We start from the raw sequence: 14,811 nt of genomic DNA, 5'->3' as shown, positions 1-14,811 counted from the left end.
TAAAATTAAATAAAAATAATTTAGCCTAAAAAGAGATTGAAAAATAAAGCAATAAGATCACGCTGGTAATTTAATAAAAACCAGTGACGTTTCATTTAAAATAAATGATATTGAAATCGTTCCTGCCATTAATTACGGCGGAAAGTTATCAGTTATAATTAACTGTGGCTAAAACCTCTCTGGTCCAGGCAATAATATTTTCATTGTTGATAACCTTACTCTGGTCGGCAATATAAACCGGACTTAACTGCATCGGCCCGGCACGTTCAGCCAGCGCAATCAGTTCAGGAATATATTCGGCACCGGGATGACCGGGTAAACGATCGCCCAACCGGGCCGCATAACGCTGCGCCGCCAGTTCGCCGGGAAGCTGACACCAGATTTCGGCCAGGGATCTGACGTTAGCCTGCTGTAAGTAATTCACCAGACTCTCTTTGGGTTGGAAGCCAAACCACGCATCAACAATAAAGGTGCAGCCTTGTGGCGCTGCGGCAATCACAGACCAAATGGCCTGATAGCTGGCAATGCCCAGCCGACGATTAAGCGGACGATCCAGCTGTTCGAACTGCTGCATAAACGGTTCTTTAATACCGTCCACCGACAATACGGGCCAGCCGGTTGCCTGCGATAAAGCCCGCGCGATGCTGCTTTTTCCCGAAGCGGGGATGCCGTTAACCATCACGACGCGTTTACCGGCGTTGACCGGGTCGGCGTGGCTGGCGGTTGCCCTTCCATCAGACATGATTGACCTGCTCCTCGCTTTTCACTTCCGCCGTGGCGGCGGTAAAATATTTCCCGATAACCGCCTGAATCTCCCGCAGTCTTGGCACCGCTAAGGTTTCCAGCTTTTCACGGGTGACCGTGCGGTCCAGCGAGATACAGTCTTTCCATAATGCACGGCCTGCAATCACACCGGAAGCCCCATTGCTCATGGCATCGGCCACCTGCCCGAGGAAGGTTGCGTGGTCAACACCGGCGGAGAGCACGGCCCACGGCACATCGCCGGAAATTTCAGTGATGGCGGCACAGGCGGCAGGCGATCCCGGATACGGAATTTTCAGCACTTTCGCACCGCAATCCAGCGACAGTTTGGTGCCTTCATAGATAAGCGACGGGACCTTGCTTTTATAGTCCGCATCGCTCTCGCCTTCTAACTGATAGGTAAGGAACTCGACCACCAGCAGCAGATCTTCTTTGCTGAAGTCTTCGATACAGTTGCGGAGAATAGCGAGGTTATGGTCGTTGGCCTCCGGACGATCGGCACGCAGGTAGACCATGATTTTGCCACCGTTGCCGCCCAGCTCACGTACGCGCCGGGCGTTGATGCCTTCCACCAGACGTGAATTGCGGTAGCCTTCGGCGGTGGTATCCCAGCCTGAGGCATCCAGCCCAATCAGCAGCGCGGTGTCGCGGGCAATGATGCCGTCATCCACCAAATCGGGGACCGCACAGACCGGATCCACCAGCACGCAGGAGGCCTGGCTTGCCAGATACTGGGTGATGTCCGCCTTGATGCGACCGAGTTGCTGTTCGGAAATGGCTTTCTGCTGATCCGGGTCGGATGAGAGCAGGCTGCGCATTGCGCCACGCTGATCGCAGGCAATGACCAGCATTGCGCCGTTGCTGCCGCAAATCTGTTGATAACCACGCAGTTCTGACGTTGACATATGTGACATTATTTTTGTCTCCTGGACAGTTTTTCAGTTTTAGAACACGGTTACAGCCTCATTTTTCAGTGTGCGACTTCATACCCGATCCCCCTGGAGCATCAGTGCTGATGCGGCGTCCTGTCAGGGTTTTTGCCGGGTATACGCATTGCAATTTGTGGGGTGTTGCGCAATAATCCTTCAATCGATGAACTGAGTGTAATACATTGCAGAAAGGAATTTCAAGCTGAAAGAACCTCTTTTACAAGACGCCGCGACAACGCGGGCGATGATGCATATGGTGGCAAAGTTGCACTATCAGTCAGACATGGCTCAGGTGGACATTGCTAAAAAACTGGGCGTATCGACCGCCACCATCTCGCGGCTGCTCAACAAAGCCCGCGCGGCGGGGATCGTGCGGATCGAGGTGGTGGAGCTGACGTCGCCTGAAGAGATCACCGCCGATCTTATCCAGCGGCTGGGGCTGAAAAGCGCCGCCGTGGTGGAGCCACCGCCGACCAATATCCTCGGCTCGCTGGCCACGCCGCTGGCGGGTTTGCTGCAGCAGGCCGATCTGGCGGCCGGTTCGGTGATCGGCATTGGCTGGGGTCGCGCGGTGCGGGAAGTGACGATGGGCGGCCTGCCGAAAATTCCTGGCGTGATGACGGTAGCGATGAACGGCGGGATGCAGCAGGCGGCAGCGCATTTTCAGATCAATGAATTTGTCCGTCAGGCGGCGGAACAGATGGGCGGCGTGCCGCATTTCCTGCATGCGCCCTATCTGACCTCGCCGATGCTACGCGAAGCCTTTCTGGCCGATGCCGGCGTGCAGCAAATTATTTCACTGTGGGATAACCTCGACGTGGCGATTGTCGGCGTCGGCTTAACCCATCATTTGCCGGCCCCGTCAGAAACCACCACCGCCACCGCCAATGAACAGGCGCTCAGCCAGGCGGCGGGCGACGTGCTGCGGCATTACGTGACCGAAAGCGGTGAGATCCTGCACTGGGAAGGCGAAGAGCGGATGATCGCCGCCTCCACCGCCCAGCTGCGCAATACCACGCTGAGTATTGGCGTGGCGGCCACGCCGGAAAAAGCGGCTGGCATCATTGGCGCGGTGCGCTCCGGGATGATCAACGCGCTGGTGACCGATGTCACCACCGCCCAGGCAATCCTCGACCGCTTAATGGTGGAGTGATAATAATTCCCCCTGATTTATTCGGGGGCGTTATTTTTTAGCGTCACATTATGCGTTTTTCAGCAGTTAAATCCCGCGCAAATAACAATAAGAATGGTTATCAAAACCATTTGGAAAATTGAATAATTGGTATTAATGCGCGAATAGTTATCACTTAACTATCATAATGTTACGAACACCAAATAATAAGATAAAAACCGCAACTAACGGTTTTTATTTAGGCAACATGCGTGCATAATTGCGCCCAATGACACTTCTAATAATATCCCATCATCGCTAATGGAGCCTTTATGCTGACTGCCGACATGACCGCCAAACTGAACGATCAATTAAACCTGGAGTTCTACTCTGCCAATCTGTATCTGCAGATGAGCGCCTGGTGTGCTGACAAAGGGTTTGAAGGGGCTGCGGCCTTTATGCGTGAACATTCTGTTGAAGAGATGCAGCATATGCAGCGTCTGTTTAACTACCTGAGCGACACCGGCGCGATGCCGGTACTGGGCAGCATTGCGGCTCCGCCGGTGACCTTTAACTCGCTGAACGAAGTGCTGGAGCAGGCTTATGAGCACGAGAAGCTGATCACCGGCAAAATCAACGAGCTGGCGCACGCGTCAATGACCACTCAGGACTACTCGACCTTTAACTTCCTGCAGTGGTACGTTTCCGAGCAGCACGAAGAAGAGAAGCTGTTCAAATCCGTACTGGATAAACTGGCGCTGGTTGGCACCGGTGGACAGGGCATGTTCTTCGTTGATAAAGATCTGATGAAGATGAGCACCACCAGCAACCCACAGGCTTAAGCCGGGTCAGTCCGGGCGCGATAGCCCAAGTTAAAAAAAAACGCCTGACAGCATTTGTCAGGCGTTTTGCTTTTTAGTGGCAGGTTATTGCTGCGGTTGTTGCTGCTTGTCCGGATCCTTGCGCTCCACGGTCGACACCGTTTTACGCAGCGCCTTCACCTGCTCGGGTTTCACCGCCGGCGCATTATTCCCCCAACTGCTGCGAACAAAGGTCGACAGATCCGCCACCTGGCGATCGTCCAGACGCCAGCCGAAGTCCGGCATGGTTAATCCGGTCACCGCCTGGTGCGTTACCGCCGCTTTGCCCCCGCGCAGGACAATGCTTATCAGTGACGACGGATCGTCGCTTAAGATCGCCGGGTTGTGTGCCAGCGCCGGGAAGGTTTTACTGTAGCCTTTACCGTCGGTGCGGTGACAGGCGGCGCAGTTATCCATATACACCTGCGCTCCCGGTTTGCTCATATCCCCTGTTACCAGCGCTGCCTGGGTACGGCTGTCGGGTTCGGGTGCCACGGCTTTTGGATTCGACGATTTCAGGCTTTTCAGGTACACCGCCATCGCATTCACATCCCGATCGCTCAGGTGCTGCGTGCTGTGCTCAATCACGTCGGTCATCGATCCGAACGCGGCGCTGTTTGCCGTCCAGCCGGTTTGCAGGAAGCTGACGATATCCTGCTGCGACCAGCTGCCAATGCCGGCGTGCACGTTGCCGGTCAGGTCCGGCGCGTGCCAGCCTTCCAGCGTGCCGCCGGTCAGGTAAGCCGAATCCTTCTGGTTCAACGCTTTTTCCTGGAAACCGATGCCGCGCGGCGTATGGCAGGTGCCGCAGTGCTCCAGCCCCTGAACCAGATAAGCGCCGCGGTTCCATTCCGCACTCTGACTGCTATCCGGCTGATAACGACTGTCGTCCTGGAACGCCCAGTTCCACACCGTTAGCGGCCAGCGCATGCTTAACGGCCAGGGAATATCGCTGTCGCGGTCGGCCTGATGCACGGCCGGCACTTCGTTCATAAAGTAGTCGTACAGCGCGTGCATATCCTCATCAGTGATCTTCGCGAATGCGGTGTAAGGCATCGCCGGATACAACCGGTGTCCGTCTTTCGCCACGCCGCCACGCACCGCGTTGGCAAAGTCGTCATAACTGTAATCGCCGATGCCGGTTTGCTTATCCGGGGTAATGTTGGTGGAATAAATTGCGCCTACCGGGGTGACCATCTTCAGCCCACCGGCAAAATTCGCGCCGCCCGCCGAGGTGTGGCACGCCGCGCAGTCACCGGCCTGTGCCAGATAATGCCCTTTGCTCACCGGCGCGTCTGTCGCCGATGCTGACGCGGAAGCCAGACCGGCAAACAACAAAGACGCTAACCATCCAGAATGCTTGATCATCTTTTTTCTTCCCTGTTAAGCCTGAACCAGCGGTCCGGGATTGGCCAGATACTGCGTACGAATGGCATTGGCCGCAAACAGCGCGGTTGCCCCCACGATCCCGGTCGGGTTATAGGCCAGGTTCTGCGGGAAGCAGCAGGCGCCCAGCACAAACACGTTCGGCACATCCCAGCTTTGCAGGTACTTATTCACCACGCTGTTTCTCGGGTTATCGCCCATGATCGCGCCACCGGTGGTGTGCGTGGACTGGTACGGACGCACGTCGTAATGTGCGTTCATGCCCATAAAACCGACCTCGTAATGATCGGGTGCCATCGCCTTAACGATGCCTTCGGCTTTGTCCTTGATAAAGTTGGTCATCTTCAGTTCGTTCTGTTGCCAGTCGAAGGTCATCCGCAGCAGCGGCTGGCCATGAACATCGCGATAGGTCGGGTCAAGGTCGAGATAACACTGCTTGTACGGCATCACCGAACCGGACGATCCGACGCCCATCGCGTGCAGATAGTTATCCTTAATCGACTGCTTCCAGCCCGATCCCCAACGCGGCGCGTTTTTCGGCGTGCTCATTTGCTGAATAGGACGGCCGCCGGTGGTGGTGGCCGAGATGGTCGCGCCGCCAATGAATCCCAGGCTGCTGTGGTCGAAATTCTCGGCGTTGAAGTCGTCCATAAACACGCTGGTTGCGCCGGTTGCGGCAAACGGATTGAAGATTTTTTCTTTGTTGTAGAACAGCTTGATGCCGCCGTTCATCTGGTAGGCGTAGTTCTTGCCGACCACCCCTTCGCCGGTGATCGGGTCGTAAGGCTTGCCGATTTTCGACAGCAGCAGCAGACGCACGTTATTCAGCTGGAAAGTGCTCAGCACCACAATCGATGCAGGCTGCTCCACTTCCTGGCCCTGCGCATCGATATAGGTCACGCCGGTGGCTTTTTTGCCGCTGGAGTCGGTGTTCACCCGGATCACCTGCGCCTGAGTGCGCAGCTCAAAGTTCTTGTGCTGATAGAGCGCCGGCAGCACGGTGGTTTGTGGCGAGGCTTTGGAGTAGTTAAAGCAGCCGAAACGTTCACAGAAACCGCAGTAATTACAGACGCCCAGCTGCACGCCGTACGGGTTGGTATAGGATTCAGTGCAGATAGCGGCAGGCAGCGTAAACGGGTGATAGCCCAGTCCCTCCGCGGCCTGCGAAAACAGCTGGCCGCCGTACTGACGCTTTTGCGCTTTGGTCGGATACGGATTCTGACGCGGCGCTTCAAAAGGATTGCCGGTTTCCTGCTTCTGGCCGTTGAGGTTGCCCGCATCGCCAGACGCGCCGCAAATCTTCTCAAACTTGTCGAAATAGGGCTCCATTTCCGCGTAGGTAAACGGGTAATCCTGCACCGTCATATCCTGCGGAATAAACGAGGCGCCGTAACGTTCAATCACCGTGCTGCGCATTTTCAGGTCGGCTTCCAGCGGACGCCATAACATCCCGTTCCAGTGCACGCCTGCCCCGCCGACGCCATCGCCCGGCAGGAAAGAACCGAAGCGGCGATACGGCATGGCGGTATCCGCCGTGGCATGACGCACCGTCACCGTTTCGCGCGCGGCATTCTGGAACAGCTTCAGGCGAATGCCGTAGGTCAGCTCATCGGTATTGCGCGGGTAAGCAAAATCAGGGTAGGTATCGCGTTGTTCGCCACGTTCAAGGGCGAGAATATTCAGCCCGCTGTTGGCCAGTTCCATCGCCATCAGGGATCCGGTCCAGCCGAAGCCGACGATCACCATATCCACGGGATCTTTTTTGATTGCTGCCATGTGTTAAACGCTCCGTTTGCCTGAAATACTCACCGGTCCCAGCGGGTAAGGCTGGTTGGGATGATCCATTTGATCCTGGTAATCGGCGCGCGCACCGGGGAAACCAATCATTTTCCAGGAGGCCAGCGTTTGATTGCCGCCGTGCATCGGATCGGCAAGATAACCTTCCTTGGTGTTTTCCAGCAGTTGCTCAAAGAACAGCTTGCCCGGCACGTTCTCAAAGGTCAGCTTGCCGCCGTCCAAATCGTGCAGCACCGCTTCCTGCTGCAGGTTATCGAGGTCGGCAAACGCCTTTTGAAACTGCTGCTGACAGTGCTGATTAATGGCCTTGATCCCCTGGCGATAGGTTTCGCGCGGGACCAGGCTGGACTGGTAACCGAGTTCTGGCACAGCGTTGGCAAACGGCGGATGCATGTACCACAGGTGACCGTGACCGTAAGGCAGTTCCATCTGTTTATCGATATAGACGGGAACCCCTTCGCTGACGGCACCGGGGCCGTTGCTGTCGGTCGGGATAAGGCGATCGCAGGCGGCCAGAATAAAGCGCCATTCATCGTTGTTGAAATAGTTGGGAACGTAATGGGCGGAGACGCCCTCAGATTTTGCTTCAGCGGCGGGCGCGGCGAGGGCAACGACACTGCTTCCTCCGGCCGCTGCCAGTGGGATCAGCGACAGGGTTCTCTGCAGGAAACGCCTTCGGGAAGGCACCTGCGCTTCTGTTTTTTTTTCCATGACGACATTTCCAATGCAAGCGCGCCGGGGTGCTCCCCGACACAATAGTTACTTGTGTAATAGTTTTAGTGCTAATTGTTTAGCGTTTATAAAATAGCCGTTAAAGATATTGTGTAAAAGTGAACGGGAAGTTAAATATGTTAATAAGTGTTTCTGGTATGGTAGATTTAAGACCATCTGAAAGCTGAATAACCGTGTCAACAAAATGAAAAATAAGGATATTTACAAAAAGTGCGGTTTATGCGTTTAGAGCATAACAGTGGCACTGAGTTTGGCTTAAGTTCAGTGCCTGTTTAGCAGAATGGCAGGTGTGGAGGAAATATCGCGGGGCTTACTGCTCTTCAAGCGGGAATTTGACGCCCTGGCAGTGCATCCTGAACAGCCTGGCGAGGTGCGCGCCCATCGGGGTGAGCGTGGTGTCCTTGCGTTGGATTAGATAGAAGGTCGCTTTGGGCAGCGGCTCCTTAATCTTTAATGCCACCAGATGATTGCCGAGGATCGGATCGGAAATCACATCCAGCGAGAGGATGCTGACAAAGTCACTTTGCGCCACCAGGCTGGTGCAGGCCATAAAGGTTTCGCAGGTGACGCTGATCGCCGGGGCCATGCCCATATCGGTAAACAGCTCGTGCAGCAAGCGGTAGTAACTGCCTTTCGGCGTCGGCATCGTCCAGTCGCAATGTTGCAACTCCGCCAGCGAGGTGGCGTGTTCAAGCGGATGCCCTTTGCGTACCACCACCCGATATTCCCGCTCCATCAGACGCTCGTAGCTCAGCTCGTTATCCAGATGGCTCTGATAATAGGTATTGATGGTGAAATCCAGCTCGCCCTGACGCAGTTCGGGGATCATCGACACCAGCTGACCTTCAACAATTCTGACCTTCACCTTCGGGAACTGGCGATGAAACTGAGTTATCACCTGCGGCATAATGGTGCGGGCAATACTTCCGCCCACGCCAATGTTGACCGACCCGCCGGCATGGCCCAGCCGCTGCTGAATATCCTCCTGCGCCACCCGTAACTCTTCGAGGATCAGGCTGGCATGCTGAAAGAAATTATCGCCGACATCGGTCAACTCAACCCCTTGCCTGCGGCGAATAAACAGCCGCGCACCAAGGACTTCCTCCAGCTCCTGAATCGATTTTGTTAACGCCGGCTGGGACAAATTTGATGCACGGGCGGCGGCACGGATACTGCCCGCCCGGGTGACATCGACAAAGGCACGCAGCTGATGAAGCTTAATGGAAGCAGGCATAAAACCTCGACAAGTGTGATAACCAGTGTTTATCAAGGCAAAGATATTGGCATCTTCTTCCCCCTGCTGCCAATGTGTACAGTCAAAAAAAAGACACATTCTCCACCCGGCCCTTCTGTTGGCCATTTGGTACCCCCGGCAACATCGTTTTTGACTGACCCGGCGCGGCTTTTTTGCGCCAGTATCCAGACACCTGTTTACCCGTCCCTGATAAATTTCGGGCCCGTTTTGCTGCCTGCAAAATTTATCCTGTCATTCTGAGGAAGAGAAAATGGAACAAGCTGTTGCTGATTTCGTCCGTGAAATCGCCCCCACGCTGCAAACCCGACGACGCGACCTGCACAAATATGCCGAGTCCGGCTGGTTAGAATTCCGTACCGCCACCCTGGTGGCCGAAGAGCTGCACCGGCTGGGATACCCGCTCAAGTTGGGCAGAGAGGTGATCGATGCTGACGCCCGCATGGGCCTGCCGTCTGCCGAGGTGCTAGCGCAGCAGGAGCAGCGGGCGCTAAGCCAGGGCGCACTGCCGCAATGGCTGTCACATTTTTCCGGCGGCTTTTGTGGCATCGTCGCCACCTTAGACACCGGCCGCCCAGGTCCGGTGATGGCTTTTCGGGTGGATATGGATGCGCTGGACGTGATTGAGCTGCAGGCGGAAGAACACCGCCCGTTTGCCGACGGGTTTGCCTCCTGCAACGCGGGCATGATGCATGCCTGCGGCCACGATGGTCACACCTCGATAGGCCTGGGGCTGGCTCAGGTGCTGAAGCAGTTTGAGTCCCGGCTGTGCGGCACCATCAAGCTGATTTTCCAGCCGGCCGAAGAAGGCACGCGCGGCGCGAAATCGATGGTTGCGGCTGGCGTGGTGGATGACGTCGATTTCTTTACCGCCATCCATATCGGCACCGGCGTCCCGGCCGGTGAGCTGGTCTGCGGCAGCGATAATTTTATGGCCACCACCAAGCTGGATGTCACCTTCCGTGGCGTCGCCTCCCACGCGGGTGCGCGGCCGGAAGAAGGGAACAATGCCCTGCTGGCGGCGGCTCAGGCCACGCTGGCGCTGCATACCTTGCCGCAGCACAGCGGCGGCAGTTCGCGCATCAACGTCGGCGTGCTGCAGGGCGGCACCGGGCGCAACGTGGTGGCCGATCGCGCCTTTATGAAGGTGGAAACCCGTGGCGCAACCAACGAGATTAACGACTTTATCTACCAGAAAACCCTGCAGGCACTGGCGGGCGCGGCAGCGATGTATGGCGTGCAGCACGAGGTGACGCTGATGGGTGCGGCCCGCAGCAGCAAGCCGACCCAGCCGTGGGTCAACTATATTCGCCAGCAGGCCAGCCGTATTCCTGAACTGACCTCGCTGGTCGATCAGCGCGGGCAGGCCGCCGGATCCGAAGACGCGACCTATATGATGGAGCGCGTGAAGGAATTGGGCGGACAGGCCTCCTACATCATCTTCGGTACCGAACTGAGCGCCGGGCACCATAACGAGAAGTTTGATTTTAACGAGCAGGTGATGGCCACGGCGGTGAAAACCCTCGCCGCGCTGGCGCTCAATATTCAGGACTTCAGGGAGGAGGCGTAATGTCTGACGAATTCAGCGCCTTTGTCGCGCACTATATCGACAGCAACCAGTCCCGCTTCACCGCCCTGAGCGATGCCATCTGGGATCATCCCGAAACCCGCTTCACCGAAACCTTCTCCGCGGATCTGCTGGCGACGGCGCTGGAAGAGGAAGGCTTTGCCGTCGAGCGCGGCGTGGGCAATATCGACACCGCGTTTATCGCCAGCTTTGGCAGCGGCAAGCCGGTGATTGCGCTGCTGGGCGAGTACGATGCGCTGGCCGGATTAAGCCAGCAGTCAGGCTGCGCCACGCCCGATCCGCTGGTCGAAAATGGCAACGGCCACGGCTGCGGTCACAACCTGCTGGGCACCGCCGCGCTGGCCGGTGCCTTTGCGGTCAAAGCCTGGATGACCCAGCAAGGCTTACCGGGCACCGTGCGCTTCTACGGTTGTCCGGGTGAAGAAGGCGGTTCCGGCAAAACCTTTATGGTGCGCGAAGGCCTGTTTGATGACGTCGATGCCGCGCTGACCTGGCACCCGGAAGGCTTCAGCGGCATGTTCAATACCAGCACGCTGGCCAATATCCAGGCCGCCTTCCACTTCAAAGGGGTCGCCGCCCACGCGGCTAACTCCCCTCACCTCGGTCGCAGCGCGCTGGATGCGGTGACGCTGATGAACACCGGCGCGAACTTCCTGCGCGAGCACATCATTCAGGAAGCCCGATTGCACTATGCGGTGACAAATACCGGCGGCAGCTCCCCCAATGTGGTGCAGGCCGATGCCGAAGTGCTCTATTTGATCCGCGCGCCCGAGCTCGATCAGGCCGAAAACATCTATCAGCGGGTGATTAATATCGCCAGGGGCGCGGCGCTGATGACCGACACCACCCTGACCCTGCGCTTTGATAAAGCCTGCTCGAACTATGTGCCCAACCGGGCGCTGGAAAGGGTGATGTACGGTTACCTGTGCGAGTACGGCATTCCTGATTACAGCGCCAGCGAGCGGCAGTTCGCGCACGAGATCCGCCAGACGCTGAGCAAAGAGGATTTGCAGAACGCTAAGCTGAACATCGCCCGTACCGGCGGCGCGGCAGGCAAGGCCTGGGTGGCGGCGCTGGGTGACAAGCAGCTGATGGACGAGGTGGCGCCCTACTGTGAATCCGACGAGGTGATGTACGGCTCAACCGATGTCGGTGACGTCAGCTGGATTGCGCCAACCGCGCAGTGCTTCACCCCCTGTTTTGCGCTGGGTACGCCGCTGCACACCTGGCAGCTGGTGGCGCAAGGCCGCACGCCGATTGCCCATAAAGGCATGTGTCTTGCAGGTAAAACCCTGGCCGCCACCGCGATTGCGTTGCTCAGCGATAGCGCGCTGCTGGAAAACGCACAACAGGAGTTCCGCCAGGTGCGCGAACAACAGCCTTATCACTGTCCGATCCCGGCGGGTGTGAAACCCTCACCCCTGGCTTAGTTCCACCGTCCGACCCTGAGGCTGGGCTCGATCCCAGCCCAAAAATTATAAGCATAAGCAAACACAACCAAGACCGAGGGTAAAGCATGAGTGAAGCAACCAGCCCGGGGAAAAGCCCAGGCAAGATTTTTTACTGGATTGAGCGGGTCGGCAATAAGATCCCGAATCCCTTCCTGCTGTTCGTTTACCTGATCGTGGTGCTGATGGTGTCGACCGCAGCGATCTCCTGGCTGGGCGTGTCGGTGAAGAACCCGGCCAACGGCGAGATCATCCACGTTAAGAACCTGCTGAGCGTTGCGGGGATCCAGTGGATCCTGCCGAACATCATCAAAAACTTCAGCGGCTTTGCACCACTGGGATCGATTCTGGCGCTGATGATCGGTGCCGGGCTGGCGGAAAAAGTCGGCCTGTTGCAGGCGCTGATGCATAAGATGGCGTCGTTTGTCAGCGCCCGGTATGCCAGCTATATGGTGCTGTTTATCGCCTTCTTCAGCCATATCTCTTCCGATGCCGCGCTGGTGGTAATGCCGCCGCTGGGCGCACTGATGTTTATCGCAGTGGGTCGTCATCCGGTGGCTGGCCTGCTGGCCGCCATTGCCGGTGTGGCCTCCGGCTTTACCGCCAATCTGCTGATTGTCACCACCGACGTGTTGCTCTCCGGCATCAGCACCGAAGCGGCCAAAGCGGTCAGTGATACGGTGCACGTCAGCGTGGTCGATAACTGGTTCTTTATGGCCTCATCGGTGGTGGTGCTGACCCTTGCCGGCGGTCTGCTGACCGATAAGTTTGTTGAACCGCGCCTGCCGGCATGGAAAGGCAACAGCAATGAGCAGCTGGCCACGCTGACGCCGAGTCAGAATCGCGGGCTGATGATGAGCGGCATCGCCGGGCTGATTTTTGTTGCGCTGGTGGCGCTACTGGTGGTGCCGGAAGGCTCGCCGCTGCGTCAGCCGGGCACCGGCTCAATCATCCCGTCGCCGTTTATTCAGGGCATCGTGCCGCTGATCATTCTGTTCTTTTTTGTGGTGGCGATTACGTACGGTGTGGTGACCAAACAGATCCAGCGCCCGGACGATATTCCGCAGCAGCTGATCGAACCGATGAAAAGCATGGCGGGCTTTATCGTGATGGTGTTCCCGCTGTCGCAGTTCGTGGCGTTCTTTAACTGGAGCAACATGGGCAAGTTTATGGCGGTGGGGCTGACCGATATTCTGGAGTCCGCCGGGATGACCGGTGCGCCGGCCTTTATCGGGCTGATGTTCCTGTCGGCGTTCCTGTGCATGTTTATCGCCAGCGGTTCGGCGATCTGGTCAATTCTGGCGCCGATCTTTGTGCCGATGTTTATGCTGCTGGGCTTCCATCCGGCGTTCGCCCAGATGATTTTCCGCATTGCCGACTCGTCGGTGCTGCCGCTGGCCCCGATGTCGCCGTTCCTGCCGCTGTTCCTAGGCTTCCTGCAGCGCTACCGCAAAGACGCGCAGCTGGGCACCTACTACATGCTGATCATGCCCTATCCGCTGGTGTTCTTTAGCGTGTGGTTCCTGCTGCTGCTGGCGTGGTACGCGCTGGGCCTGCCGATCGGGCCGGGCGTCTGGCCGGGCATGCCGACCCAGGGCTAATTTCCTGACGGCGTAAAGTAAAAAGGGGCAACCACGGTTGCCCCTTCTGCTTTCTGGCTGACGGCTAGCGGTGCGCGGCAGCCACCGCGTCCTGCAGGTTCAGGCGCTGCCAGAAGTTCTGCTCTGGCGTGTTGCCGGAAAGCGGATAGCCGCCGGCAAGCGCGGTAGACACCATCAGCTGACGACGCTGGGCATCGGTCAGATCGGGCAAGGGCCCTTTCAGCAGCACTTCCGCCCCTTCTGGCACCACCACCGGCGAGGCCTTCACTTTCTGCTGTGGCAGGTTGTAGGTCATGGTGAAGCGGTAGAAGGTTTTCATCTCAGGCGCGGTATAGGGATCGGCTTCGCCAGCCGGTTTAGCACAGACCTCCAGTGAGGTGCCGCACTCCTTCTCCAGCGCGTGACGCAGCTGATCGCGTGCCTCAATAAACAGGCCGCGATACTTCGCATCATTGAGATAATGGGCCACGTTTCGCTGCGCCACCATCCGCGATCCGATTAGGTCGATCGGGTAATGCACGCCCAGCACCATGCGCGAATAGCCGTAGCGGGCCGCACGATCCACCAGCGGCACAAACCGCTCTGGCAGCATTTCGCCCAGCAATAAGGCATCGGTATAGGCGGTATTGGTGTGGCCGCTCGGATAGGATCCTTCGGTGGCGCTGTAAAGTTTGTTGTCCTTCACCACCGCCGTGTCCGGCACAAAATGAATGCTGTTGCCGTCGATCAGGAACGGACGCGGATTGTTGAACTGTTTTTTAGCGCTGCCGGTACCCACTTCAGTGGCTTTGATCAACGCGGCGGCTTTGCCGATCTCGCCTTTGTTGTAAGCGTTCAGGAAAGCCTGACCCAGTTTCGGCCCCAGCGCATCCGCCAGGAAGAACAGATGATCCTGGCCTTCGGCGTCGATCAAGGCCTGCGTGCGCTGGCCCTGGCTGGCATTCAGGTTAACGTTCTCCACGGTTTTCAGGCTGGCGGCAATGGTGCTTTTCGGTAATGCCGGGAACGCCGTTAACAGCTGGATACCCGCCTGCTGATTGGCTTTCTTCTGGAAGTCGTAGCCACTCTCTTTCAGCCACTTTTTATCCGCCAGCTTTTTGCTCTGTTTGGTGTCGTCCAGCTGGTCACGCGTCAGGGTAGCAGCATCCCCTTTCAGCGCGGCGATCAGCGACTGCTGGATTGCCGCATCAAAGGCGACAAACTGCGGGCTGTCGCTGGCGGGTGTGGTGGTGTCGGCGATGGCGCGGATGTGTTCGAAGGTCAGTGTTGCCGGTTTCGCCTGGGCCAACTGGCTGAGCACCAGTGCGCCTGCCAGCAGAGAGTAACGATAGCGCATTGCCGTTCC

The 14,811-nt window shown here is 57.4% G+C and carries 12 protein-coding genes; 5 read left to right on the top strand and 7 right to left on the bottom strand.

The window, feature by feature from the left end; all coding sequences use genetic code 11:
* Positions 1-148: 148 nt before the first annotated feature.
* Together AC0IXH_RS21780 and AC0IXH_RS21775 are read right to left on the bottom strand one after the other, a co-directional pair.
* Complete coding sequence (locus AC0IXH_RS21780; RefSeq protein ID WP_471720996.1) at positions 149-742, bottom strand: P-loop nucleotide/nucleoside kinase family protein; 594 nt, start codon at positions 740-742, stop codon at positions 149-151.
* Positions 735-1,676 carry a tagatose-bisphosphate aldolase gene (locus AC0IXH_RS21775; protein WP_346595824.1) on the bottom strand — a complete coding sequence of 314 codons (942 nt, stop codon included), beginning with the start codon at positions 1,674-1,676 and terminating at the stop codon, positions 735-737. Before AC0IXH_RS21775 ends, AC0IXH_RS21780 begins: the two co-directional genes overlap by 8 nt.
* 268 nt (positions 1,677-1,944) lie before the next feature.
* On the opposite strand from AC0IXH_RS21775, the gene AC0IXH_RS21770 reads away from it, so the two are divergent.
* Together AC0IXH_RS21770 and ftnA are read left to right on the top strand one after the other, a co-directional pair.
* Positions 1,945-2,844, top strand: coding sequence for a sugar-binding transcriptional regulator (locus AC0IXH_RS21770; RefSeq protein WP_013203805.1), 900 nt, complete (start codon positions 1,945-1,947; stop codon positions 2,842-2,844).
* Positions 2,845-3,134: 290 nt separating this feature from the next.
* Complete coding sequence (gene ftnA, locus AC0IXH_RS21765; RefSeq protein ID WP_013203806.1) at positions 3,135-3,644, top strand: non-heme ferritin; 510 nt, start codon at positions 3,135-3,137, stop codon at positions 3,642-3,644.
* Between the two features lie 84 nt (positions 3,645-3,728).
* On the opposite strand, the gene AC0IXH_RS21760 is transcribed toward ftnA, so the two are convergent.
* The 4 genes from AC0IXH_RS21760 to AC0IXH_RS21745 all read right to left on the bottom strand — a co-directional run bounded on the left by AC0IXH_RS21760 (position 3,729) and on the right by AC0IXH_RS21745 (position 8,811).
* Positions 3,729-5,030 (bottom strand): c-type cytochrome, encoded by a 1,302-nt coding sequence (locus AC0IXH_RS21760; RefSeq protein ID WP_471720995.1) that lies wholly within the window; start codon positions 5,028-5,030, stop codon positions 3,729-3,731.
* A gap of 15 nt (positions 5,031-5,045) precedes the next feature.
* Positions 5,046-6,824 carry a GMC family oxidoreductase gene (locus AC0IXH_RS21755; protein ID WP_053144752.1) on the bottom strand — a complete coding sequence of 593 codons (1,779 nt, stop codon included), beginning with the start codon at positions 6,822-6,824 and terminating at the stop codon, positions 5,046-5,048.
* A gap of 3 nt (positions 6,825-6,827) precedes the next feature.
* Positions 6,828-7,556 carry a gluconate 2-dehydrogenase subunit 3 family protein gene (locus AC0IXH_RS21750; protein ID WP_346567136.1) on the bottom strand — a complete coding sequence of 243 codons (729 nt, stop codon included), beginning with the start codon at positions 7,554-7,556 and terminating at the stop codon, positions 6,828-6,830.
* Between the two features lie 331 nt (positions 7,557-7,887).
* Entirely contained in the window at positions 7,888-8,811 is a 924-nt protein-coding gene (locus tag AC0IXH_RS21745; protein ID WP_053145116.1) for a LysR family transcriptional regulator, read from the bottom strand.
* A gap of 271 nt (positions 8,812-9,082) precedes the next feature.
* Here AC0IXH_RS21745 and AC0IXH_RS21740 point away from each other — a divergent pair, with 271 nt between their 5' ends.
* From AC0IXH_RS21740 to abgT, 3 genes are all read left to right on the top strand, one after another.
* The gene (locus tag AC0IXH_RS21740) at positions 9,083-10,399 is read left to right on the top strand and encodes a M20 family metallo-hydrolase (protein ID WP_346567138.1); all 1,317 of its coding nucleotides are present in this window, start codon (positions 9,083-9,085) and stop codon (positions 10,397-10,399) included.
* Positions 10,399-11,847: a M20 family metallopeptidase gene (locus tag AC0IXH_RS21735; RefSeq protein WP_013203813.1), complete on the top strand. Its 1,449-nt coding sequence runs from the start codon at positions 10,399-10,401 to the stop codon at positions 11,845-11,847. The genes AC0IXH_RS21740 and AC0IXH_RS21735 overlap by 1 nt, the downstream gene beginning before the upstream one ends.
* An 86-nt stretch (positions 11,848-11,933) precedes the next feature.
* Positions 11,934-13,466 (top strand): p-aminobenzoyl-glutamate transporter, encoded by a 1,533-nt coding sequence (gene abgT / locus AC0IXH_RS21730; RefSeq protein ID WP_053144760.1) that lies wholly within the window; start codon positions 11,934-11,936, stop codon positions 13,464-13,466.
* Between the two features lie 64 nt (positions 13,467-13,530).
* Here the strand turns inward: abgT and AC0IXH_RS21725 are convergent, their stop codons facing one another.
* Complete coding sequence (locus AC0IXH_RS21725) at positions 13,531-14,802, bottom strand: acid phosphatase (protein ID WP_471720994.1); 1,272 nt, start codon at positions 14,800-14,802, stop codon at positions 13,531-13,533.
* Positions 14,803-14,811 lie beyond the last annotated feature (9 nt).

The organism is Erwinia sp. AC075, from assembly GCF_979253995.1.
Note: the sequence above shows the minus strand (reverse complement) of the source record. Positions and strands in the feature narration are given on the sequence as shown.

What these genes read in the sequence shown, in the direction of transcription:
- AC0IXH_RS21775 (WP_346595824.1), bottom strand. Translation starts at nt 1,676, where the DNA reads ATGTCACATATGTCAACGTCAGAACTGCGTGGTTATCAACAGATTTGC.
- AC0IXH_RS21745 (WP_053145116.1), bottom strand. Translation starts at nt 8,811, where the DNA reads ATGCCTGCTTCCATTAAGCTTCATCAGCTGCGTGCCTTTGTCGATGTC.
- AC0IXH_RS21735 (WP_013203813.1), top strand. Translation starts at nt 10,399, where the DNA reads ATGTCTGACGAATTCAGCGCCTTTGTCGCGCACTATATCGACAGCAAC.
- AC0IXH_RS21770 (WP_013203805.1), top strand. Translation starts at nt 1,945, where the DNA reads ATGGTGGCAAAGTTGCACTATCAGTCAGACATGGCTCAGGTGGACATT.
- ftnA (WP_013203806.1), top strand. Translation starts at nt 3,135, where the DNA reads ATGCTGACTGCCGACATGACCGCCAAACTGAACGATCAATTAAACCTG.
- AC0IXH_RS21760 (WP_471720995.1), bottom strand. Translation starts at nt 5,030, where the DNA reads ATGATCAAGCATTCTGGATGGTTAGCGTCTTTGTTGTTTGCCGGTCTG.
- abgT (WP_053144760.1), top strand. Translation starts at nt 11,934, where the DNA reads ATGAGTGAAGCAACCAGCCCGGGGAAAAGCCCAGGCAAGATTTTTTAC.
- AC0IXH_RS21755 (WP_053144752.1), bottom strand. Translation starts at nt 6,824, where the DNA reads ATGGCAGCAATCAAAAAAGATCCCGTGGATATGGTGATCGTCGGCTTC.
- AC0IXH_RS21740 (WP_346567138.1), top strand. Translation starts at nt 9,083, where the DNA reads ATGGAACAAGCTGTTGCTGATTTCGTCCGTGAAATCGCCCCCACGCTG.
- AC0IXH_RS21725 (WP_471720994.1), bottom strand. Translation starts at nt 14,802, where the DNA reads ATGCGCTATCGTTACTCTCTGCTGGCAGGCGCACTGGTGCTCAGCCAG.
- AC0IXH_RS21780 (WP_471720996.1), bottom strand. Translation starts at nt 742, where the DNA reads ATGTCTGATGGAAGGGCAACCGCCAGCCACGCCGACCCGGTCAACGCC.
- AC0IXH_RS21750 (WP_346567136.1), bottom strand. Translation starts at nt 7,556, where the DNA reads ATGGAAAAAAAAACAGAAGCGCAGGTGCCTTCCCGAAGGCGTTTCCTG.